This is a genomic window from Bradyrhizobium sp. AZCC 2176 (genome assembly GCF_036924645.1).
In the GTDB taxonomy this organism is placed as follows: domain Bacteria; phylum Pseudomonadota; class Alphaproteobacteria; order Rhizobiales; family Xanthobacteraceae; genus Bradyrhizobium.
The window spans coordinates 4,562,303-4,585,461 of record NZ_JAZHRX010000001.1 but is presented as its reverse complement, the minus strand read 5'-3'; the positions used below and the strand labels follow the sequence as shown (position 1 = coordinate 4,585,461).

The 23,159-nt window shown below is 63.2% G+C and carries 20 protein-coding genes; 9 read left to right on the top strand and 11 right to left on the bottom strand.

The genetic code is table 11. The features are described 5' to 3' along the window. Positions 1-13 precede the first annotated feature (13 nt). Both V1288_RS21525 and V1288_RS21520 read left to right on the top strand, forming a co-directional pair. The gene (locus V1288_RS21525) at positions 14-1,357 is read left to right on the top strand and encodes a hypothetical protein (protein WP_334358952.1); all 1,344 of its coding nucleotides are present in this window, start codon (positions 14-16) and stop codon (positions 1,355-1,357) included. 143 nt (positions 1,358-1,500) lie between these two features. Then, entirely contained in the window at positions 1,501-2,469 is a 969-nt protein-coding gene (locus V1288_RS21520) for a diacylglycerol/lipid kinase family protein (protein ID WP_334358951.1), read from the top strand. Positions 2,470-2,472: 3 nt separating this feature from the next. On the opposite strand, the gene V1288_RS21515 is transcribed toward V1288_RS21520, so the two are convergent. The 4 genes from V1288_RS21515 to glsA form a co-directional block, all read right to left on the bottom strand. Then, complete coding sequence (locus tag V1288_RS21515) at positions 2,473-3,873, bottom strand: metal-dependent hydrolase family protein (RefSeq protein WP_334358950.1); 1,401 nt, start codon at positions 3,871-3,873, stop codon at positions 2,473-2,475. A 125-nt stretch (positions 3,874-3,998) separates the two neighbouring features. Next, positions 3,999-4,571 carry an HdeD family acid-resistance protein gene (locus V1288_RS21510; protein ID WP_334358949.1) on the bottom strand — a complete coding sequence of 191 codons (573 nt, stop codon included), beginning with the start codon at positions 4,569-4,571 and terminating at the stop codon, positions 3,999-4,001. A gap of 380 nt (positions 4,572-4,951) precedes the next feature. Beyond that, the gene (locus V1288_RS21505) at positions 4,952-6,604 is read right to left on the bottom strand and encodes an MFS transporter (protein WP_334358948.1); all 1,653 of its coding nucleotides are present in this window, start codon (positions 6,602-6,604) and stop codon (positions 4,952-4,954) included. Positions 6,605-6,679: 75 nt separating this feature from the next. After that, a complete protein-coding gene (gene glsA, locus V1288_RS21500) occupies positions 6,680-7,678 on the bottom strand; it encodes a glutaminase A (RefSeq protein WP_334358947.1) in 999 nt (332 codons plus the stop codon). A gap of 537 nt (positions 7,679-8,215) precedes the next feature. Here glsA and V1288_RS21495 point away from each other — a divergent pair. The 3 genes from V1288_RS21495 (at position 8,216) to V1288_RS21485 (ending at position 12,212) form a co-directional block, all read left to right on the top strand. Continuing rightward, positions 8,216-8,749 (top strand): DUF1269 domain-containing protein, encoded by a 534-nt coding sequence (locus V1288_RS21495; RefSeq protein ID WP_334358946.1) that lies wholly within the window; start codon positions 8,216-8,218, stop codon positions 8,747-8,749. Positions 8,750-8,838: 89 nt separating this feature from the next. Continuing rightward, positions 8,839-10,401, top strand: a complete 1,563-nt coding sequence (locus V1288_RS21490) for an AbgT family transporter (protein ID WP_334358945.1) — start codon at positions 8,839-8,841, stop codon at positions 10,399-10,401. A 32-nt stretch (positions 10,402-10,433) separates the two neighbouring features. Further along, complete coding sequence (locus V1288_RS21485) at positions 10,434-12,212, top strand: metallophosphoesterase family protein (protein ID WP_334358944.1); 1,779 nt, start codon at positions 10,434-10,436, stop codon at positions 12,210-12,212. Between the two features lie 99 nt (positions 12,213-12,311). On the opposite strand, the gene V1288_RS21480 is transcribed toward V1288_RS21485, so the two are convergent. Beyond that, positions 12,312-13,304, bottom strand: a complete 993-nt coding sequence (locus V1288_RS21480; protein WP_334358943.1) for an AI-2E family transporter — start codon at positions 13,302-13,304, stop codon at positions 12,312-12,314. Between the two features lie 232 nt (positions 13,305-13,536). Here V1288_RS21480 and V1288_RS21475 point away from each other — a divergent pair, with 232 nt between their 5' ends. Next, positions 13,537-15,165, top strand: a complete 1,629-nt coding sequence (locus tag V1288_RS21475) for a caspase family protein (protein WP_334358942.1) — start codon at positions 13,537-13,539, stop codon at positions 15,163-15,165. A gap of 77 nt (positions 15,166-15,242) precedes the next feature. Here the strand turns inward: V1288_RS21475 and V1288_RS21470 are convergent, their stop codons facing one another. The 4 genes from V1288_RS21470 to thiD all read right to left on the bottom strand — a co-directional run bounded on the left by V1288_RS21470 (position 15,243) and on the right by thiD (position 19,247). Further along, positions 15,243-16,232, bottom strand: a complete 990-nt coding sequence (locus tag V1288_RS21470) for a threonine ammonia-lyase (protein ID WP_334358941.1) — start codon at positions 16,230-16,232, stop codon at positions 15,243-15,245. A gap of 53 nt (positions 16,233-16,285) precedes the next feature. Beyond that, on the bottom strand, positions 16,286-17,344 hold the full coding sequence (locus V1288_RS21465; protein ID WP_334358940.1) for a glycosyltransferase family 4 protein: 1,059 nt from the start codon (positions 17,342-17,344) through the stop codon (positions 16,286-16,288). Then, positions 17,341-18,153, bottom strand: coding sequence for a UDP-2,3-diacylglucosamine diphosphatase (locus V1288_RS21460; RefSeq protein WP_334358939.1), 813 nt, complete (start codon positions 18,151-18,153; stop codon positions 17,341-17,343). Before V1288_RS21460 ends, V1288_RS21465 begins: the two co-directional genes overlap by 4 nt. 293 nt (positions 18,154-18,446) lie before the next feature. After that, entirely contained in the window at positions 18,447-19,247 is an 801-nt protein-coding gene (gene thiD, locus V1288_RS21455; RefSeq protein WP_334358938.1) for a bifunctional hydroxymethylpyrimidine kinase/phosphomethylpyrimidine kinase, read from the bottom strand. Positions 19,248-19,393: 146 nt separating this feature from the next. Between thiD and V1288_RS21450 the strand changes: the two genes are divergently transcribed. Then, positions 19,394-19,639 carry an Lrp/AsnC ligand binding domain-containing protein gene (locus V1288_RS21450; RefSeq protein ID WP_029583462.1) on the top strand — a complete coding sequence of 82 codons (246 nt, stop codon included), beginning with the start codon at positions 19,394-19,396 and terminating at the stop codon, positions 19,637-19,639. Between the two features lie 381 nt (positions 19,640-20,020). Next, positions 20,021-20,836: a J domain-containing protein gene (locus tag V1288_RS21445; RefSeq protein ID WP_334358937.1), complete on the top strand. Its 816-nt coding sequence runs from the start codon at positions 20,021-20,023 to the stop codon at positions 20,834-20,836. Positions 20,837-20,851: 15 nt separating this feature from the next. Here V1288_RS21445 and V1288_RS21440 read toward each other — a convergent pair whose 3' ends face one another. Continuing rightward, a complete protein-coding gene (locus V1288_RS21440) occupies positions 20,852-21,787 on the bottom strand; it encodes a c-type cytochrome (protein WP_334358936.1) in 936 nt (311 codons plus the stop codon). 265 nt (positions 21,788-22,052) lie between these two features. Here V1288_RS21440 and V1288_RS21435 point away from each other — a divergent pair, with 265 nt between their 5' ends. Continuing rightward, positions 22,053-22,475 carry a CHRD domain-containing protein gene (locus V1288_RS21435; protein WP_334358935.1) on the top strand — a complete coding sequence of 141 codons (423 nt, stop codon included), beginning with the start codon at positions 22,053-22,055 and terminating at the stop codon, positions 22,473-22,475. 211 nt (positions 22,476-22,686) lie between these two features. Here the strand turns inward: V1288_RS21435 and V1288_RS21430 are convergent, their stop codons facing one another. Next, positions 22,687-23,133: a c-type cytochrome gene (locus V1288_RS21430; RefSeq protein ID WP_334358934.1), complete on the bottom strand. Its 447-nt coding sequence runs from the start codon at positions 23,131-23,133 to the stop codon at positions 22,687-22,689. Positions 23,134-23,159: the final 26 nt, after the last annotated feature.

Below are 23,159 nucleotides of genomic sequence, written 5' to 3'. Positions count from 1 at the left end.
CGAAGAGTTTGACATGGCCGACGAAGCATTCGCCCTTTCGCCGATCTCAGCACGCGCCACGCTGCCGAGCGAGGAGGATTATGCGGCAATCGCCGAAGCCTTCATGGAGACTTCGCGGGGCCGCTGGTTCCTGACCGAATACGCCAAGCGCAACCGCAATGCCGACACCCGCATGGTGCTGGACGCGGTGGCGCGGATCGAGCAAAGCCTCGCGGCCCAGCGGGAAGAAGACCTTCAGCGGCAAGAAAGCCTGCACCGGGAGGAAGGCCTTTCGGCGCAGCAGGCCGCGGAGGCCGTCGCCGCGGCGGCGGCGGCGCAAGAACGCCTGACCGAGGCGCTCGCCGCCATCCGCAGTTCGGTCGAGGCGGCCGAGGAATCGGCGGTAGAGGCGCTCGACAGCCTCGCGCTGGAGCAGCGGCTGGCGCCGGTCCGAAAGGGCGCGCGGGTGCTGCGGGAAATCGCCTGGCGGTTGCGGGAAATCGGCAATGACGGGCGGATCTGCGACCTGATCGATTCGCAGGTCACCGTCATCGAAAAGGGCACCGACCAGTTCTCCTCCGAGGAGGCGAGAGCTGCGCTGCGTGCGGCCTTTGCCGCCCTGCAGGGCCGGCTTGTAGAATTCGGCGACGACGACCGCTCCTCGCTGGTTGCCGAGACCGAGGCAACGGCGCCCTTCCCGGCCGCGCCGGAAATATCCCCGGCGGCGGCAGCCAAAACAGTTTTGACAGAGGAAGCTGCCGAGGCACCATCCGCTTCGCTGGCCAGGCCCACCGAGGCCGCTGCGGCGGAAGCCGTGCTGACGCAGGCGGAAACGCCGCCGGCCACCGAGGTCGCCGCTGCCCAGGAAGTCCAGGAAATCGTCCTCCAGGAAGCTGCCGCCCAAGCGGCTGTTCAGAACGCCGACGCCCAACACGCCGGCTCTCAAGACACCGACTTCCAAGACACCGACTTCCAAGACACCGACTTCCAAGACGCCGACGCTCAGGACGAGGCGGTCCTCGACATGATCGCGATGGAGATGGGTGCGCCGGATCCGATCAACGACGACGAGATCGCCGAAGCGGCAGCCGAGCAGGCCCGCTTGGCGGAGCCTGCACCGATCGCCCCCGCGATCGTCGCAAAGGCACCCGAACCGGTCGCCGCGCCATCGCCGCCGCCGGTTCAACAGGTGATTCAACCGCCCCCGCCGCCCGCCGCTGCGCCTGTGCCACCTGCGCCCATGCCGGCGGTGGAAGTGTCGCTCGGCTCGACCCTCATCGCGAGCGGCATGCTGCGAAAGCCGGTCACGGCGGCCAACGACCCGCTGGCGCCGATCCGGCGCATGAGCCAGGTCGAGAAGATCGCGTTCTTTTCGTAAAAGCTCTGCGCCGCCGCTCGAAGCTCTCCGGCTTCCATAACGCGCCCGGAGCATTTATTGCACCTGCGAATAGTTCGCTTTCCGGTTGATTCGCTGCTGCGCCGACGTCAAGCTGGCGCGATTGTCTTCTGGCGGAGATGACCGTGAAAACCAGGATCATCGTCAATCCGATGGCGAACAAGGGCCGCTGCGGCATGCGCTGGCTGCAGATTCGCGCCGAACTCGAAAAGCATCTCGGCCCGATCGATGACGACGACATTGCGATGACCCGCGCGCCCAATCACGCGACGAAGCTGGCGCGGGAAGCCGTCGATGCCGGTTGCCAGCGCCTGATCGCCGTTGGCGGCGACGGTACCTTCAGTGAGATGATGAATGGCGTGATTTCGGACGACCGGCCGATCGCGCCAGACCTCGTGCTGGCGCAACTGCCGGGCGGCACGTCGAACGAACTCTCCCGCTCCTTCGGCCAACTCTCGCTCGGCGAGGCAAGCAAGGCCGTCGCCATGGGCCACACCCGCGACATCGATGTATTCCGCGCCGACGCCAAGGGCTATGCGGGCAACCAGGTGACGCGCTACGGCTTCGTGCTCGCCATCGTCGGCGCCGCCGCCACGATTTCCTGGCGCGCTCAACGTGTGCCGCTCCTGAAGCGGCTCGGCCCGATCAGCTACGTCCTGATGACGGCGTTCACGTCGCTGACCTACAGTCCGCGCCCTTACCGTATCAGGATCGACGACGAGGCCGAACAGAACCTGCCGATGTGGTCGCTGATGCTGTGCAGTTTCGACGGCGCCGGCGAAGGCCTGATGCTCGCGCCGGGCGCCGATCCCGGTGACCGCAAGCTCGACCTGATCATGGTCGGCGAGATGGGCCGCTGGGAAAGCCTGACCAAGATCGTTCCCAACCTCGGCGACGGCAGTTATCTCGCGCATCCAAAAGTCTCGCGGCGTCACGCGACGCGGGTCACCATCGATAGCGACCGCATGGTCCGCGCCGACGTCGACGGCGAAAGCATCGGGCAATTGCCGATGTCGGTCACGATGCTGCCATTCCATCTGAAGGTGGCGGCACTCAATCGAACCCAGCCCAAACTCGCTTCGTCCTCGACGTAGCGCTCACCGAGCCGCCCGATCTGGTTTCGCCTTGTCACCGCCGACGAGGTTCTTGTGAATCTTTCCGTCCTTCATGATAACGAGGAAATTCCTGGCTGGATCCTCTATCAGTTTAATGTTGTCGATTGGATTGCCGTCAACCAGCAGCAGGTCAGCCAGCGCCCCTTCCTCCACCACGCCGAGCTTTCCCGGATAGGGGTTGCGCTTACCGGATAGTGCCAGCAATTCGCCGTTCGTCCCCGTCGCTATGGCGAGTGCTTCGGCGGGGGTGTACCACCGGACAAGCGAGGCCAGAATTGCCCCCTGGCGCTGGGCCAGCGCGGGGGAGAACAGAACATCGGTGCCCCACGCCGTCTTGAGCTTGTACTTCTTCGCAAACTCGTATGTCTTGCCTATGCCCGGCCAGACCTCCTCGGCCTTGGCTCGCTCGACTGAGCCCTCGGGAAAGCCTTGCCTCAACTCTTCGGGGAGCGGCTGCAAGCTCAGCCAAACGCCCTTCTCGGCAATCAGCTTGGCGGTCGGGTCGTCCATGAGGAACCCGTGCTCGATACACTTCACGCCAGCGGCAATAGACCGCTGGATCGCAGCCGGCGTAAAGGCATGCGCGACAACGTATGTGCCCCAATTCTCAGCCGCTTCGACCGCAGCTCGCAATTCGGGCTCGGTGAAGGTGACGGCGTCGATCGGACTGAAGGGCGATGACACCCCGCCGCCCGCCGTCAACTTGATCTGGGACGCCCCCTGCATGAGTTGCTCGCGCACGCGCACGCGCACCTCGTCGGGACTATCCGCGACCATACTGCCGCCGATCTGCTCCATGCGGCTGAGCATGCCGCCGATCGTTCTCGGCAGTTCGGAGCGCTGCCGGAAGTCGCCATGGCCGCTGGTGACCGTGATCATGGCGCCGGACGGGTAGATGCGAGGACCGGGGACGAGGCCATCATCAATGGCTTGCTTGAGCCCAAAGACAGGCCCGCCCACGTCGCGAACAGTGGTGAAGCCTCGCATGAGCGTGTCCGTCGCTTCCGCAGCCGCAAGAAGATTGTTGTAGCCAACGTCGCCCGCGATGGCGGCCGCCGGCGTTGGGCGGATCAACATCGCATGCCAGTGCGCGTCGATCAGGCCGGGCATCAGCACGCGCCCTCCGCCGTCGATGACGGCCGTTTGCGCGGCGTCCGCCGTGATCGCGGCGGGCGAGATTTTCTCGATCTTGTTGCCCCGGACCAGGACATTGGACGACGCTGAAAGCGTGCCGCTCCTTCCGTCGAAGATGCGTACGTTTTGAAACAGGACAGCCGCGCCTTGCTGGGCCTGCGCAGGGAGCGGAGGCAGCAAAGCCGGGAGGCTCAAGGCCGCAACGATTGTCAGGACTTTAACGACGCCGGACCATTCTGTTGAGGGCATATAAACCTCCCCTCCGCGTACGCACGGCACGAAGTGCAAACATCCACCGCAATGTGGCGGTTCGTTCCTCGACAAATCGCATTGGGTTCGCCAGTCCTGCCAACCCTTCCGGAATCCGAAATCTGCTACGTGCTGCTCGCTGTCCTGGCCGTCGGCAGCCACGCGTAAGCCAGCCACCCGATCCCGTGGGATATCAGGTCGACGCCGAGCAGGAATCCAAGGACCCACAATCCCGTCATCGGGAATCCCGTCAGGATCACGAGGCCGGCCAGAACGCCGAATACGCCGGATAACAGCATGATCCAGCCCGCTTCTCGCCAGTGGCTGATGCCGAGCAGGATGCGAACGAAACCGGAAATCAGCAGCACCAGGCCGAGGACATAGGTGAGGATCAGCGCGCTGGCGACCGGCTGGCCCACCAGCACGATGCCGAATGCAACGTAGAGGATGCCGAGCAGCACCTGCCAGACGAACCCTCCCCATCCTTTGGTCCAGAAGGCGTGGACGATCTCGAAGGCACCGGCGATGATGGAGATCCAGCCGATGAAGATGGTGCTGATAACGGTGACAAGCATGATGTCGCCGAGAACCAGAATTCCAGCCCCGACCATCGCGAGCCCGAGCAGAACACAAATCCAGAGCGGCGGTGCAGGCAGGTCGGTCGCGCCGACCGGCGAGCTATTGTCCATTGTGGCCATGGAATCCTCCTAGATTTCGGATCGCCCCTGCCTCATTGCACTCGAATGCTTACCGCCAGCGGCATACGCGACGGCCCCGGTGCCACCAGCAGACCCGACGCGGGCGACGTCGATGGCGCCAGTGCCGATGATGAGGGCGGGGCCGAGGTCGCGGCCGCGTCACCACGGCCTGCGCTTCTTCCTTGAAATCACCCGACTTCTTTCCGGGATCCTTCTGCATCGCGAGTGGCGTCGCTTCGACCGGATTTGCCACCAAGCCCGCGCCCAATCCTGCGGCGACAACGCCGCAAAGAAGGCTCCGCAGCGCACTGCGTCGATCGATTGCATCCATTGTTGTTCTCCTTGCCGGGATGTCCCTCTCCTCGCCTCTTCGTATTCAGTCAGTTCGATCTCACCCGGTTACCCGTCGGCGCATCGCTCGGAATTTCGCCCGGGAGATAGTTCGGAAGCCGGCCTGCCGGAATGATCGCCAGCAGCGCAAGGCCCGCCATGATCAGCAGTCCGATCTTCAGCGCGCGCAGCCGCGCTTCCGTGTTCACGCGCACCGCTTCCTCGACCTGCTGCGGCGAGGCGGTCGTGCCTTCCATCACGCTGCGCAGCCGGTCGTTGGTGACGAAGGTGATGTTGTCGAGATCGACCTGGCCCTGGACTTCCTTCGGCAGCGCGGGGTTCGCCGCGATGCTGGTCAGCGCGATCGTGCTCAGCAGGCCGACGAGAAGCGCGCCCGCCAGCGCCGTTCCGACCGCGGCGGCGAGATTTTGCGTGGTGCCCCGCAGCGATCCGACGTCGCCCGCCAGTTCCTTGGGCGAGGCCGTGACCAGCACGTTGAACAGCAACGTCACCAGCGAACCCTGGCCGATGCCGAACAGAACCAGGCCGAGAATCACGGGAACCTCGCTCCAGTCGTTGCGCACGACAAAGGCAAGCCACACCAGGCCGATCGTGCACAGCATGAAGCCGTAGCGGCCGATCTGCCGCGGCGTTAGCCTGTCGTAGACGTTGACGATCAGCATCGCCGCGAAGAACACCGTCAGATTGAACGGCATCATCGCAATCGCGGTCGCCAGCGGCGAACGGCCCTGGACGATCTGGATATACAGCGGCACCGAGAAATTCAGCGCCGCCTCCAGCGCGACCACGGCAAACAACGCGTAGACTGCGCAGCGTTCCTCCGGCGAGTCGATCACCTCGAGCGCCAACAGCGGCGTCTTTCCCGCCGCCTGCCGCTGGTGCGTCCACATCAGAAACGCCTGCCCGAGCACGACGCCGAGAATGATCATGACCGGCGCCGGCGAAAGACCGAGCAGGTCGAACGGCGCATTGGCGGTCGCCAGCGCGAGGCCCCAGCCGTTCAGATTATTGAAGCCGAAACTGATGAGAACGATTGCTGAGGCGGCCAGGACCACACCAACGACATCGATATGCACGTCGGGGCGGCCGTAGTCGCGCTTGAGACGGAAGCTCAACAGGAAGACGATGGCGGAAACCGCGACCAGGATTCCGAACGCCGGGCGCCAGCCGATATAGGTGCCCAGCACGCCGCCGATGATGAAGGCCAGCACGCCGGCGGCCGCCCGCGCCGAGCCGAGCGCGCCGACGGCCGTTGCCTGTTGCCGCCCCGTATAGTTCTCGGCGATCAGCGCCACCAGCGATGGCACGATGACCGCGCCCGCCGCGCCGCAAAGCGCCTGTGCCGTGATCATCAAGGTTGCCGTCGGGCTGAAGGTCATCAATATCTGCGATGCGCAGAACAGGATCACCGCGAAGCGAAAGACCTGCAACGCGCCGAACCGTTGCGCGAGCTTGGCGCCGAGCATGACGAAGCCGGCCACCAGCATCGAATACGCCACGATCCCGGTCGCGATCGTCGTCGGCGGCACGCCAAAACTCTTCACCATCCCGCCGAGCGCGACCGGCAGCGAGGCGACGTTGAACGACATGATCATCTGGCCGAGCGCGATTGCGATCATCGGCACCCATGACTCCCGCGCTCCTTCCCGGATTGCTCCGATCGGTATCGAATGCGTCGCCATGATGTCCTCCCGAGTTTCCCGGTTTCGGATAGGCCGGCCGCCGGGCGGCTCGTTCACACCGCCCTGTGCATCGCCTCAAGCTTCCGGTTGTGAAACGAACAGATCCATGCCCAGCCGCTGTGACAGGAATTTTGCCGCAAGCTGTCCCTTCACGCTGTTGCCGGCCGCATCCAGTGGCGGCGCGAAGGTGCCGAAGCCGCCTTTGCCCGGAGAAACCGCGACGATGCCGCCGCCGATTCCACTCTTGCCCGGCAGGCCGATGTCGTAGAGCCAGTCGCCCGAGGTCTCGTACAATCCCGCTGTTATCATCACGGTGAGCGCATAGTGACAGACCGCCGCATCGACCACGCGCTGCCGGGTGACGGGATTGACGCCGCCGTCCGCCAGCGTCGCGCCCATCACCGCCAGATCCCTGGCGCTCACGTTCAGCGAGCACTGCCTGGTGTAGAGATCGGTCGCCTGCTTCGCGTCGCAATAGATGCGGTCGTAGCTCTGAAGCAGCCGCGCGATGCTGCGGTTGCGGTAGTTGGTTTGCGACGCCGAGGCGTAAACCTCCTCATTGAGCGCGAGCCTGCGCCCCGCAAAGCGCGACAGCCCGTCGTGAATGAACTGCCATTGACCTTCCGCCGTCAGCCCCGGCACCAGGCTCGTGGTCGCGATGGCGCCTGCATTCACCATCGGATTGGTCCGGCCACCGCCCTGCTCGATGGCGGCGAGCGAGTTGAACGGCAATCCGGTGGCGTTCGCCCCAAGTCTGGCGCGCGCCTCCTCGGGGCCGACCGTCTCGCAAACCAGCGCGAACACGAACGGCTTCGATACACTCATGATCGAGAATTTATATTCGGTGTCGCCGGCCTCGTAGACGCGCCCGCTGGTGCCGACGACGCATACCCCAAACAGTTCTCGCGGGACCCGGGCCAGCGCCGGATAGACTTGAGAATTGTGTCCATCGCCATTCGACTTGAACCGCCGGTGCGCATCGTTCACCAGCCTCTGCACCATTTCGGGCTCGGGCAGATGTCCCGTCGAGATGTATGGCCGTTCTGATTGTTCTGCGATCGAGGGCAAGTCCATTGGACCCCTCCCGGCGGCTGGAACAAGCTCCCCTGGAGATTGTCGGGCCGCTCAACACAAACCAACTGCACGCCGAGAAACGATCTTCGACCGCTTCAGCTTCTTGTGAACTGCACGAACGTAGTGCCCGAAGGTGTATCGAGTCAACCGTACAACCTTAGAGTCGGTTTGCGGCGAGTGTGTTTTGCTACAAAACTTTGTGACAAATCGCGCGACGCTGACGAGGATGCATCGACAAAGCTCCGCGAATTAGAAACCAATTTGACCGAGCGCTCTCACCGTTTGATGAGTGCGATCAGCCAAGCGTGATCCATTCGCTCGCAGGTTGTGATACCGTAGACAGGATCCGCGCGGCCGCCGAGCGACCCGGCCGCTTGCCGCTGATAGATCGACGGCGCTTGCCGGGTCGTTCTCGCCGCCGACGGACCTGCCGGCAGCGACGTTTGTGCGCCTGCGCGGCGTAGGGAGTTTTGATCCGTCAAAAGCGCGCTGCGCGGCCACCATCATGTCCATCATATCGAGTTGGAGGATACGGAGATGTCAGATCTAGTCGCGATCATCTATCCATCCGAAGCAAAGGCCGAAGAGGTACGGCAGCGCCTGTTCAAATTGCAGAAGGAATATCTGATCACGATCAGCGATGCCGTGATTGCAGTGAAGACCGATGCCGGTCCCGTCAAGCTGAACCAGTTCGTCAACACGACGGCGGTGGGCGCCGTATCAGGCAGCTTCTGGGGACTTCTGATCGGCGTGATCTTCCTCAATCCCATCCTCGGCGTTGCCCTGGGCGCGGCATCCGGAGCGCTCGGCGGCGCCCTGTCGGACTACGGCATCGATGACGCCTTCATGAAGGAACTCTCAGGGAAGCTGCAGCCCGGCAACGCTGCGCTGTTCGTGCTCATCAAGAACATGACCCCTGACAAGGTGCTGCGGGAGATTCAGGACGCGGGAGGCACCGTACTCAAGACATCCCTTGACGATACCAAGGAACAGCAACTTCGCGACGCGCTGGCGAAAGCGAGCACCGAACAGGCTGCGCCCAAGCCTGCACCCAAGACCGACGCCGCCTAGGTCGCGGCGACCTATCGAGGGATCGGCCGGTTGCGGCTGTGACGCCGTAGCCGGCTGTGGCTGGAGCACGCTCAACAAGGACGGCCGACATGCGCGCCGCGAGCGAAGCAAATACCAAGGCAGCGAAAGCACCCACACGGGCCGTTCTCGATACCATCGAGCGGATCGGCAACAGCGTTCCCCATCCCGTGGTGATTTTCCTGTTACTGATCGCCGTTGCCGTGATCGCATCACACCTGCTGTATCTACTCGACGCTTCGGTTTCCTATCAGGTCATCAATCTGGCGACCCACGACACGGACACCGTGACGGCCCGAGCCAACAGCCTGCTGACATCAGAGGGTATCAGGCACATCTATACGCAACTGGTGCCGAACTTCATGGGCTTCAGCGCGGTCGGATTGCTGATCGTCGCCATGATCGGTGTTGGCGTGGCCGAAGAGGCAGGCCTCGTCAACGCATGCATCCGGAAACTCGTTACGGTCTCGCCGCACTGGGCCCTGACCTATATTCTCGCCTTCGTTGGCATTTTGTCGAGCGTTGCCTCCGACGCCGGTTATCTCGTGCTGATCCCGCTGGCAGGCACCGCGTTTTTGAGCGTCGGCCGGCATCCGCTGGCCGGGCTCGCGCTGGGCTTTGCCGGCGTCGCCAGCGCCTTCAGCGTCAACATGCTGATCAAGCCGCTCGATGCCGTCCTCACTGAATTGACCAACGACGCAATTCATATCGTCAACCCATCGATGTCGATCGCCGTGACCGCCAATTTGTGGTTTTCAATCGTGTCCGTCGTCGTTTTGACGATCGTAATTGCCGTGACCAGCGAACGGATCATCGAGCCTCGCCTTGGCGAGTATCGCGAAGATCACGCGAAGGAACGACTGCCACCGCACGAAGGTGGGCAACTGTCCGCCAAGGAAACGCTCGGGTTGAGGTACGCCGGCGCGGGATTGCTGGTCGTCATACTGGTCTTCTGCCTGCTGACGCTGCCATCCGGAGCACCTCTCCGCAATCCGACAACCGGCGCGCTCATCGGAAATTCGCCCTTCATGGGTGGACTAATCGGGCTCGTCATGATGCTGTTCCTGGTAACCGGCATCGCCTATGGCATCGGAGCAGGAACAATCCGGCGCGCCACGGATGTGGTCGATGCCATGACAAAGGCGGTTTCGGGATTAGGCGGCACCATCCTGTTGTTCGTGGTCATCAGCCAATTCGTCGACTACTTCACCTACAGCAACATGCCGACGCTGCTAGCGGTCAAGATGGCCGACGTCCTGAGGAATGCACACATCGGTCCGCTGTGGCTGTTGCTGGGTCTTATTCTGGTTGTTGCAATCCTTGACGTGGTCTTCACGCCGGCAATCGCGACATGGGCCATCTTTGCACCCGTATTCGTGCCGCTGTTCGTGCAGCTCGCCGTCGATCCGGCGGCGGTGCTGGCTGCTTACCGGGTCGGCGACGGCCCCATCAACTCAATCACGCCACTTAACCCCTACTTCGCGCTGGTCATAGGCTTTGCCCAAAAATACGATCGCGATGCCGGCGTCGGCACGGTGGTCGCGCTGATGCTGCCTTACGTGGCCTGGATGTTCGCACTTTGGATTCTTCTGTTCATCGCGTGGTACCTGTTGGGCCTGCCCTGGGGGGTGTAACCGCAAGCGTGGCGCGAGATAGGGGCTCGGTGATGACGAGGCCGACTGCGGAGCGCGATCCGGTCAGCATGCAAGACTGCATGCTGGTCGATCCGCGCCACGGCGATATCGAGGACGATGCCGCCAGTCCCGGGCAGCGGTCGCTGCTTGCGATCGCCGGAAGCCTGCTCGTCGAAATCAGTCTGCCGAAGCTGCTGTTCGCCTGGACGGTGTTGCTGCTGCTGCCGGCGGTGCTGCTTGGTCTGGTGCCATTGCTGGCGTCCGCCTGGTTTTCGACGCTGTCGGAACAGCTTGCCGCGCTGACCGAGATCGGCACGGCCCTCGCCTTGGTCGCGATCGTCACGCTGGGATGGATCGGATGGCGGCCGCTGTTTCGGATCGCCGAAATCAGTTTCTGGTCGCTCAACGCACTCGCCGTGCAGCCCGGCTACGCGTTCGCTCGCGAGGCGCTGCGTCATTTGACGGAACGGATATGGAGCAAAAACCTTACCCTCGCCGGGCGGGCGCGGTTGCGCAGCGCCAATTCGGTTGGCGCCGCCGTCATGCTGTCGACATGCGCGGTGCTGATTGCGCTTGCGGCCTGGCCTGCCTCACGCTGGACAGGTAGCTGGAACGACCTGGTCTTGCTGCATCGCCTCGCCGTGCCGACGCTGGCCAATGCCGTCGTGCTGCTGTCGCTATATTTGACGGCCGCATCGCTGGTGTGGGGATTTGCGGATGCCAGCATGCCGCAGCCCGTCGATCTCGCCGCCTTCGACACCGCCTCCTCCGGCGGCCGTAGCTGGCGCGTGGCGCATCTGTCGGACCTTCACGTGATCGGCGAACAATATGGCTTTCGCATCGAAAGCGGACGATCGGGTCCGCGCGGCAATGGCCGGCTCGGGCGGCTGCTGACGCATCTCGCCGCCATCCATGCGATCAATCCGCTCGACCACATCCTGGTCAGCGGCGATATGACCGACGCCGGCCGCGCCAGCGAATGGGCGGCATTTCTCGACGCCATGGCGCTTCATCCGGAACTTGCCGCGCGCATGATCCTGCTGCCGGGCAATCACGACGTCAACATCGTCGACCGCGCCAATCCGGCCCGGCTCGACCTGCCGTTCAGCCCGAACAAGCGCTTGCGGCAAGTTCGCACCCTGTCCGCAATGGCAGCCGTGCAAGGCGATCGCCTGCACGTGGTCGATTCCCGGGGAATGCCGACTGCTACGCTGCATCAGGCGCTGGCGCCGCACCGCGATGCGATCGTGGCCCTTGCGGCGCAAGGCGGCCTGCGCCGTGCTGCGGCGCTGCGCCGGCTGTTCGACGACCAGTTTCCGATGATCCTGCCGCCCGACAGCGATGACGGCCTCGGAATAGCGATCCTGAACTCCAATGCAGAAACTCACTTCTCCTTCACCAATGCGCTCGGGCTGGTGTCGCTCGAACAGACGCATCGCTTCGAGCGCGCGGCCGCACGGTTTCCGAGGGCACGGTGGCTCGTCGCCTTGCACCACCATGTGGTGGAATATCCCATGCCGGTGAAGGCGTTTTCCGAGCGCATCGGAACGGCATTGATCAACGGTAGCTGGTTCGTCCGCAGGCTGGCGGCGCTGGCGGATCGCGCCGTCGTGATGCATGGCCACCGTCATATCGACTGGATCGGTACATGCGGCCCGCTGAAGATCGTCTCCGCGCCCTCACCCGTGATGGGCGCGACCGACAATGCGGCGACGCATTTCTACATTCACACGCTGACGGCCGGCCCGGGCGGACGGCTTGATCTGCGGCCTCCGGAGCGCGTGGAGATTGCCGGAGAGAACGAATCCTAGAGCATGATCCGGAAAGGTGGACACCGGCTTTTCCGAAAAGATCGTGCTCAAACAAAAAAGTTAGAGCGAGATGACGAATCGAAGAGAAGTCATCTCGCTCTAAGGCTTGCCGGGCTTCGCCGGGTCCGGTCCACCGAGCAGATCGGCGATCCAGCGGCTTGACGGGTGCGCGGCACAGAAGGTCAGAATGGCAAGCGCGATCGGCACGCCGATGAAGGTCCCGAACAGGCCCCACAGGAACGTCCAGAAGAAGATCGAGAACAACACGACGACGGGCGAGATCGACAGCATGGTGCCGGCGACCCGCGGCTCGATGTAGCTGCCGACCACGAACTGGATGACGTTGAGGCAGACGAAGAGGCCCAAAACCGCAGGCCAGCTCTCGAACTGCGTCATCGCCAGCAAAGTAGGAAACAGCGTTGCGACGAAAGGACCGATGAACGGGATATAGTTGAGCACGAAGGCAATCACGCCCCACTCGAATGCAAATGGCAGGCCGGTAATCGCAGCGAAAATGCCGACCAACAGACCGGTCACCGCGCTCATCTTCGTTCGCACCAGCAGGTATCTTCGAAATTTCGCCGCGGTCGCGGCGCTACCGTCGAGCAGCACGCGCGCTGCCGTGCGGTTATCCAGCCGCTCGATCTTCCGCCTGACGTTCTCGACTTCGAGCAGCCCGAGCATGACGTAAATCAGCGCGATCACCCAGAAGCTGAGCGTGGTATTGACGCGCCCAGTGACATACTGCGTGGCGCGCAGCAGCCAGCCTACGTTGAAATGTTCCGCCCAAAGCCCTGCGACCGAGACGCCGTGGCCGTCCAGCCAGGTCACCATCGCCGAATAGAAGGCCTGGTAGCGCGGCAACTCCGCGACCAGCGATCGTCCGACGCGGCCAAATCCCCAGGCCGCAAGCGAGGCAAAGCCGAGACAGATCGCCACCGTGACGACGACGGTGATCGCCAGCGCAACAAGCTTCGGCATCCACGACTGCAACTGCTTCTGGACCGGCCACACGATGGCAATGATGAAAATGGCCGCCGCAAGCGGTGCGAACACCTTGCTCGCCTGCGCCAACGCCGCGATGACCAGCACCGCCGCAATGATTGCCGTCGTGATGTTTAGCCCGAAGCTTACCCCATGTTGGGCTCCTTCGACCTTCCCGCAACCCGAGATTGTCAGCTACCTCACGCCGCGGCAAGAGCGGCACCAAGCGCGGCACACCCGCTCGCAATAAGCGTGACCGGCGTCACGTACCGCCGTGCGGATGCGATCTAGCGTTCCCACAGCGAATCCCGCGACGATATTTCATTTGAGGAACGCTGCCATGTCCCGTTTTAAGTCAACACTATTGCGCGCCGGTCTCCTGGCAAGCCTGTTGAGCTTCGGCACCGGCGCTGCCTTTGCCGAAGCTCCCAATGCCGACATCCGCAACGGCATGCAGGTGCCGCCGCCCGTGGACCAGCGTATCGCCCTTGTCATCGGCAATTCGAATTACCAGACCGCACCGAGGCTCACCAACCCCGGCAACGACGCGCAATCGATGTCGCAGCTCCTGAACTCGGCCGGCTTCGAGGTCACTCAGGCGACCGACCTGACGCGCAGCGACATGATTAGGGTCGTGCAGGATTTCTCCGCCAAGGTCGCCGAGCGCGGCCCCGGCACCGTCGCCATGATCTACTATGCCGGCCACGGCGTGCAGGTGGCGGGCGAGAATTATCTGCTTCCGGTCGATGCGAAGATCGCTTCGTCGTCCGATCTCGACGGCAATTCGCTGCGGCTGGTCGACCTGATGGGCACGCTGGAATCGATCCAGAGCCGGATGCGCATCGTCGTGCTCGACGCCTGCCGCAACAATCCATTCCCGGAGGTCAATGACACCCGGCGGGGCCTTGCCATCGTCGATGCCCCCAGGGGTTCGATCGTCGGTTACTCGACCGCGCCGGGCATGGAAGCGCAGGACGGCGATGGCAATCACAGCCCGTATACCTCGGCCTTCCTGAATGTCGCGCGCGAACCGAACCTACCGATCGAGCAATTGTTCAAGCGCGTCCGGCTCGAAGTGAACAACGTGACCAATGGCCGTCAGACGCCATGGGAAAGCTCGTCGCTGACCTCCGATTTCTATTTCTTCGGCGATACGGCGGTCGCCGCAGGCCGCGCGCCGGATCGCCGCCCGATCGTGCAGACCGCATCGAACCTGCCGTCGCGTTCGGTGCGTCAGGCCTACGACTACGTGCTGTCCGAAGGCTCGCCCGAGTATTATGAAGAGTTCATCCGGCTCTACCCGCATGACCCGCTGTGCGACCACATCCGCATGCTGCTCGGCAATCTGCAGGTGGCAAAGGCGTGGCATAAGACGGTGCTTGCGAACTCACCCTTTGCCTACAAGGCGTTCTACGACAATTATTCCAACAGCCAGTACGCCAAGTCTGCCTTGAAGCTGCAGGGTGCGCCGAAGGCGGTGCATCTGATGCAGTTCACGCATCTGGCGAAGCAGTCGCCGTCGTTCGAGCCGGCGAACTTCGGCAATACGCCGACGCTGGGCATCTCCAAGGGCAATCTTAAGGGCAATCTTGGCGCCCAGGCTCATATGCCGTCGCCGTCGAAGATCGTTACGCTGCCCGCCAAGGGTGGGATCAACCCGGCCAACATTGGCAACAACGGCAAAGTGGGCAAGGTCACGACCTTGCCTGGCAAGATCAACACCCCCGTCAATGCCGGCAAAAACAGTGGCAACACCGGCAGGGTCACGACCATGCCCGGCAAGATCAACAGCCATCCGATGCGGGTTACCAACAGGCCCATGGTCAACACCGCGCCGCGCCGTTTCAACAGCGGTGTGGGCGGAGGCTTCAGCCAGCGCTTCGCCGCAAGCCCGTCCCGCAATTCATTCGCCCGCAGTTCGTTCGGCGGCGGCTCGTTCGGCGGACGCGGCGGCGGCTTCAGGCGCTAACTTTCACTAAAGAGCTTCGTCCAATGCAAAGCCGGGCAGAGCACACGCTCTGCCCGGCTCCGTTTGAGAAGGGATGATCAGGCAACCAGCTTGGCAAACAGGTCCGCATCGACATTGCCGCCCGAGAGCACGATGACGACGTTCTTGCCCCTGGCGTCGATGCGGCCGGCCAACAGTGCGGCGAGACCGACGGCGCCGCCCGGCTCGACCACCAGCTTCAATTCCCGATAGGCATAAGCAACCGCCGCGCCGACTTCCTCGTCGGATGCGGTCACGCCATTGGCCAGCAGCTTGCTGTTGATCGAGAAGGTGAGTTCGCCCGGCATCGCTGCCATCAGCGCATCGCAGATGGTGCGGCCGGCGGCGTGATGGGCCTCGCGATGGCCTGCGCGCAGCGACAGGCCATGATCGTCATAGTCCTTGGGCTCGGCGACGATCACCTGCGCCTGCGGAAACTTTGCCTTCACCGCCGTCGCAACGCCGGCGATCAGCCCGCCGCCGGAGGCCGGCGCCACCACGATATCGGGGCTGAGCCCGAGCGCGGCCATGTCCTCGGCGATCTCGCGGCCCGCGGTGCCCTGTCCGGCGATCACGAAGGGATCGTCATAGGGGCGTACCAGCGTCGCGCCGCGCTTGCTGGCAATGCCATTCGCGATGGCTTCGCGGTCTTCCTTGTCACGGTCGTAGAGCACCACTTCGGCGCCGTAGCCCTTGGTGCGCTCGCGCTTGGTGACGGGAGAGTCCACAGGCATCACGATGGTGGCCTGCATGCCGAAGATCTGCGCCGCCGCCGCCACGCCCTGGGCGTGGTTGCCGGAGGAGAACGCGACCACCCCGCCGCCGCGCCTGTCCTGCGGGATCGAGGCCAGCTTGTTGAAGGCGCCGCGGAACTTGAACGATCCGGTCCGCTGCAGCATTTCGGGCTTCAGGAAGACCTTGGTCCCGACGCGTTCATTGAGAACAGGAAACGACAACAGCGGCGTCCGCACCGCAAAGGGCGCAACTACCCGCGCCGCCGCATCGATATCCGCGGCGCCGACCGCTGCAAGGGAGACTGGTTCGGTCATGCCCTCTTTGTATCGCGCCAGCCGACCAGCGGGCAAGACGCATTCAGGTGAAGTCAGGCGGCGAAATGGGGGTCTTCCGCTACGAATTCAACGGTCTCGCCCTCCGGCTGGACCGGGCGAATGCTCAGGGCATGCTCGACAAAAACCCGCGCGGAGGCCTGCCAGGTGTGGGCGGCGGCGAATTCGACGCAATCTTCCCGCGAAACCTGCAGCGCCTCCAGGCAGGCCGCGCGCAGATCCTCGTGCAGGACGCCGACCGGCGCCGAGCCGATCACGTCGCGCGGACCGGTGACCGGAAAAGCGGCCACCGGCAGGCCGCTGGCCAGCGCCTCGAGCAACACCAGCCCAAACGTGTCGGTCTTGCTGGGAAATACGAAAATGTCCGACGCCGCGTAGATTTCGGCCAGCTCCTCGCCGTGCCTTGCGCCGAGGAACACGGCCTCCGGATATTTCCGCTCCAGCGCCGCTCGGGCCGGTCCATCGCCAACGACGAGCTTGGTGCCGGGCAGATCGAGGTCGAGGAAGGCTTCGAGGTTTTTTTCAACCGCGAGGCGGCCGACGCTGAGATAAACCGGCATCGGCAGGCAGAGATCAACGCTGCGCGGATGAAACAGCGAAGTATCGACGCCGCGCGACCACAGCACCACGTTGCGAAAACCGCGCATGCGCAATTCGGCCGCCAGCGCCGGTGTTGCGGACATCACCGCCTGGCTCGGCCGGTGGAACCAGCGCATCGCCCGCCATACCCAGGATTCCGGGATCGGCGAGCGCGCCGATACATATTCCGGAAAACGGGTGTGAAAGCTCGTGGTGAACGGCACGCCATGCTTGCGGCAATAGCGCCGGACCAACAGCCCGATCGGGCCTTCGGTCGCGATATGAATGCTGTCGGGCTTTGCCGCTTCGATCAGTCGCGCGATTTTTGCCGGATACGGCAGCGCCAGCCGCAGATCTGGATAGCTCGGCATCGCGAAGGTACGAAACGACTGTGGCGTCAGGAAACTCACCTCGACGCCAATTCCCTTGGCCGCTTCGGCGGTCGCGGTCAACGTCCGCACCACCCCGTTGACCTGGGGATGCCACGCATCGGTCGCGACCAGGATATGCGTCATGCGGCGCGCGCCGCAACGCGGGGAACCGGTACCGTCCTTCGCACCGGATCGGTCCAGGTGATGATCTCGAACCGGCCATCCTCGTGCTCGGCGAGCGCGGTGCAGCTCTCCACCCAGTCGCCGCAGTTCATGTAGCGGATGCCGTGCTCGTCGCGGATCGTGGCGTAGTGGATATGGCCGCAGATCACGCCGTCGGCACCGTGACGCCGCGCTTCGCCGGCCAGCGTCTTTTCGAACGCGCCGATATAGTTCACGGCGTTCTTGACCTTCAGCTTGGCCCATTGCGACAGCGACCAATAGGGCACGCCGAACATGCGCCGGAAGAAGTTGACCAGCCGGTTCATCTGGATGGCGAAGTCATAGGCCTTGTCGCCGAGATGGGCGAGCCAGCGCGCGTTCTGCACCACGAGATCGAAGATGTCGCCGTGGATGATCAGGTAGCGCTTGCCGTCGACGCCTTCGTGAATGGTGTTTTCCACCACGTCGATGCCGCCGAAATGCGTGCCGTAATAGTTGCGCAGGAACTCGTCGTGATTGCCCGGCACGTAGATGACCTTGGCGCCCTTGCGCGCCTTGCGCAGCATCTTCTGCACGAAGTCGTTGTGCGATTGCGGCCAGTACCAGCTCGACTTCAGCGCCCAGCCATCGACGATATCGCCGACGAGGTAGATGGTGTCGGCGTCGTGACTTTTGAGGAAGTCCAGCAATCGATCGGCCTGCGAGCCGCGGGCTCCGAGATGGACGTCGGAGATAAACAAGGTACGAAAGCGCCGTTCGGGGCTCTCTTCACTCAAGGAGTCACTGCCCATACCCGCTCACCTGACAGATTTTTGTGACAGGGCGATGACTGTTCACGCGACTGATAGCCTCACGAGAATCAATGCCGCGCCCCTGTGCCTGCGCATAGCAGCGCGATGCGACAGACAAGCGACATGAAAGAGAAAGCATCTCACTGTCGTCCCTGCCTGGTGCGCAATTGCGCACGGGCGAAGGGACCCATACGCCGCGGCTCATCAATTGGGCAATCGGGCCGACACCTCGCGCAACAGCCAACGCAGGTGGTTATGGGTCCCTGCTTTTCGCAGGGACGACGAAAGATAGGTCAATAAACCCTGTGAAAATGATGGATCGGGCCGTGGCCATGCCCGACGCTGAAGCGGTCTGCGGCAGCGATCGCGGCGCTGATCCAGGCCTTGGCGTTGCGCACGGCGGTCTCCATGCCCTCGCCCTTCGCGAGCCCCGCGGCGATCGCCGAGGAGAGCGAGCAGCCGGTGCCGTGGGTATTCTTCGTCGCGATGCGCGGCGCGGCGAGTGCGGTGACACCAGTGGAATCGATCAGATAGTCGATGCTCTCGGCGCCCTCTCCGTGGCCGCCCTTGATCAGCACCGCCTTGCATCCCAGCGCCAGCAATCGCCTGCCTTGTTGCTCGACGGCGGCTTCGTCCGCCGCCACGCCTTCATCGAGCAGCGCTGCGGCTTCCGGCAGATTGGGCGTGATCACCGACGCCAACGGAACGAGTTTGGTCCGCAGCGCGTCGACGGCTTCGGCCGCGAGCAGCCGGTCGCCCGAGGTCGCGACCATCACGGGATCAAGCACGACGTGCTTCGGCGACCAGCGATTAAGCCCGGCGACGATGGCATCGATCACCGACGGCTGTGCCACCATGCCGATCTTGACCGCGCCGACGTCGAGATCGGAAAACACTGCGTCGATCTGCGCGGTGACGAACTCCGCCGGCACCTGATGGATGCCGCTGACGCCTGACGTGTTCTGCGCGGTCAGCGCCGTGATCACGGAGGCGCCGTAGACGCCGAGCGCGGCAAACGTCTTCAGGTCGGCCTGGATGCCGGCTCCCCCTGAGGAATCCGAGCCGGCAATGGTCAGCGCGATCGGCGTCGTCATCAAAAGTCTCGTGAAAATGCCGGGTTCAGGGCCATGTCTTGTCCTAGCGCGCTTGTCCTAACGCGCTCTGCCATTGGCGGCAAGCTGGCTTGCCACGGCCCATGGTTTTTGGCCTATTGTGAGCAACTTATTCGGAGACGACAGCGATGGTTCCCTTCTTCGTCCAGTTCAAATGCAAGCTCGGCCAGTCCTACGCCGTCGCCAATGCGCTCGCGGAGGCCGAGATCGCCTCGGAGATCTATTCCACCGCCGGCGATTACGATCTGCTGGTCAAATTCTACGTCGATAACGACACCGACATCGGCCATTTCGTCAACGAGAAGGTGCAAGTGATTCCGGGCATCCAGGACACCCACACCATCATCACCTTCAAGGCGTTCGGCACGGGTTAGCGCCGGCCCGCCTGTCTGCCGTCGACGTCGCCCGGGGCGGCCTCGCCCGCGACCTTTGGGAGTGGCCCGTCCTGTCAGGCGGACCAGCCTTGGAATTCCGGTCGGCCCCGCGCTGATGCGCGGCCTGGATCAGGTCGCCGACGATCTTGGCATGGCGAGGCTCGTGAGTTAGGCCGCGCCTTGCAGGCCTCCGCGTCCGCGCTGATACGCTCGATGGAGCAACCTCTACGGCAATGGATGGTTAACGGCGTTAACCATGGCACGCTTTTGCCATAAGAGGATCATTCTACCGCCTTGATATTTTTTATTACCTAGTGCGTCGTCAATCGGAAGCTCCGCGGCGGGGGACATTCCGAGGGGGAAACAGTCGCGAGTACCACCATGGGGACGCTATACGATTTGCTCGGGGCGCTTCCGAGCGATGACGCCGAGGGATTGCGGACGGCGTTCCGCAAGGCCGCGAAGGCCACCCATCCCGATATCAATCCCGACAATCCAGATGCCGCGCTGCGGTTCCGGGAGCTGGTGCGCGCCTATGACATCCTGACCGATGCCGAGCAGCGCGCGACCTACGATCAACTGCTCGCCATTGCGCTGCAGCCGCAGGCCACGCAGGCGCAGGCTGTGCGTACTTATGAGGTTATCGGCAAGGTCGCTTCCAACACGATGGCGGCAACGGTCATTTCGGCGGTGCTGGTCGGCGGCTACGTCCTGTTCGGAATGTTTTCAAAACCTGGCGCGGCGGAAATCGCGACGGGCAGCATCGCCGGCGAGGCGCAAGTCGTCGCAGCGCTGCAGCCCGACATCACCGCTTCGAACGAACCGCGCGCCCCGCGCGAGGGGGACGCTTCGACCGTCGGCGCCGTCGTGGCATCGGCGGTTGCGCCCGAAGCGAAAGAGGCAAACGCCGCGGCCATTGGCCGTTTCGAACCTGTCCCAGGGTTCGTCTCATACAATCTGGCGATTCAATATTACCCGCGCTTCGCAACCGCCAGTTTCGACCGCGGCATCGTTCTGTATCGCGTCGGCGATTTCGATCGCCCGTTCGCCGCTCTCGTTCCACCCAAGCCGCCCGCGGACTCGAGGCGGGCCAAGATCGCCACGTCTGTTCCGCGCAAGCCGCTGGCGATTGTGCCTCCGGCGCCCCCTGCGCCGCCAGAGAGGCAAATGCCGCTCCCCGCGGCCATATCGCCCTAGGCGGCAACGCGCCGATCATGACTTCTCGGCGTTCTTTGTCTTCTTCGGCCGCGGCGGTCCCTCGACCGGCGCCAGCGACTTCACATATTCCGCGATCGCAGCGCGATCCTCCGGCGGCAATTGCGACGTGTTCCTGATGACGCGCGCCATCGATCCTCCGGCGGTGTCGCCATCAGGCGTTTGCCCGGTCTCGAGGAAGTAGGCGATGTCCTTTGCACTCCACTCGTCCAATCTCTTCTGGGTGATGTTGGGCACCCAGCCCTCGCCTTCCGGATTGGGACCGCCTGCGAATCGCTGCGCTCCGACGATACCGCCGAGGAAGTTGCGCGGGCTGTGGCACTCGGCGCAATGGCCGACACCATTGACGAGATAAGCGCCGCGATTCCATGACGCCGAATGTGAGGCGTCCGCCGTGTAAGGCTTGCCGTCCATGAACAGCCATTTCCAGACGCCGATATTGCGGCGGATATTGAATGGAAACGGCAACTCGTGATCGCGCGGCTTGCCGGCAACCGGCGCAAGCGTCTTCAGATAGGCAAAGAGGTCGCGAACGTCGTCGACCGTCGCATGCTGGTAGGACGCATACGGAAAGGCCGGGAAATAATGCACGCCGTCCGGCGACGTCCCCTTGAGCACCGCCGTCACGAAATCTGCTTCGCTCCACCGGCCGATACCGTACGCGGGATCGGGCGAGATGTTGGGCACGTAGAACGTCCCGAACGGCGACGGCATCGCAAGGCCGCCGCCCAGCTTCAGCCGGTCGGGCTGGTTCGGAACGGCATGGCAGGAGGAACAGCCGCCGGCATTGAACGTTGTGACGCCGTTGGCAAGGTTCGGCGTGCGGGGAGCCAGCGAGGCCGGGGCAACGACCGCCGGGACCGTCAGCCACCAGAAGATACCGGCGCCGACGGCGCCAGCCAAAATCAAACCAAGGAGAATTCGTCGCAGCATTCACCGATCCGTCACTAGAGCGTCTTCGAACGAAGTGGGTACCGGTTCGCATAGCAATCAAGTTTACGCAGATTGCGTAGACTTATCTGCGCAGAAAACGCGTCAAAACAAGAGTCCAGGTCGCACTTCAACAACCAGTATGAACGCACTTTGCGCCAGCGGCTTCCATGAAATTTCGGGGCTTTGTCGGCGTTTCGGGAATAAATTCGTGAAGTCGTTGTTTTGAGGCTGACACGGCCGCTTGATGTCAACAGGGAGAAACACCATGCCGAACAAGACTATGCTTGTAACCCTTGCGCTGGGCGCAGCGATTGCGTTTGCCGGGCCCGCTCTGGCCGACAAGATGAAGGCGACGCTCGACGGCAAGGCCCAGGTGCCGCCCAACACCAGCGCCGCCAAGGGTACCGCCGACATCGACTACGATGCCGCCAGCAAGAAGCTGAGCTGGAAGCTGAACTATTCCGGCCTGTCCGGCCCTGCCACCGCCGCGCATTTCCATGGTCCTGCCGAAGCCGGCAAGAATGCCGGCGTCGCGGTCGCCATCCCCAATGCGACGTCGAGCCCGGTCGAGGGCAGCGCGACGTTGACCGATGCGCAGGCCGCAGATCTGGTGGCCGGCAAGTACTACATCAACATTCACACCGCGGCCAATCCGGGCGGCGAAATCCGCGGCCAGGTAACCAAATAAATCAAGTCACCAGGTAAATTTGGTGACGAAGCAGGTAAGTTCGAACACGAGTAAACAAAACAGGAAAGACTAACACAAAGAGGGCGGACGCTTCGCGGCCTCCGCCCTTTTTTGAGGCCAGAGCATGATCCGGAAAATGTGTAGCGGTTTTCCCTCGCGACAAACGCGGAACGCGTTTTGCGCGGAGATCATGCTCGAAATTGGAATGCGATCAGCCCTTCTTGATCCGGAATGTCTCGTGGCAGCCACCGCACTGCTTGCCGATGACGGGCAGTTCCGCCTTTAGCGTGTCGAGACTCTTGATCTTGCCTTGGGCATCGGCGACGACCTTGGCGAAGCTCTTGATTTGGGATTCGAAGCCGGCCTTGTCTTCCCAGATTTTCGGCGAGGGATCGTAATCACCCTCCAGCCTAAGACCTTTCATGCTCTCGGGGAACAGCGTCGGAAGGTTCTTGGCGGTGTCTTCGAACTGGGCCAGCGCGGCATTGACAGTCGACTGGTCGTAGGGCTTGTCGCCCTTGACCATCGCCGACAACGCGCCGGCGTTCTTGCCATTGTCCTTCATCATGGCCTGGGTCCGCTTGACCTGATCCTGCTGTGCAACGACCGCACCAGCACTGAATGCAAGCAAAGCTGCGACGACGACGATCCGCTTCATTGGCTAAATCCCCCTTCAATTCGGGT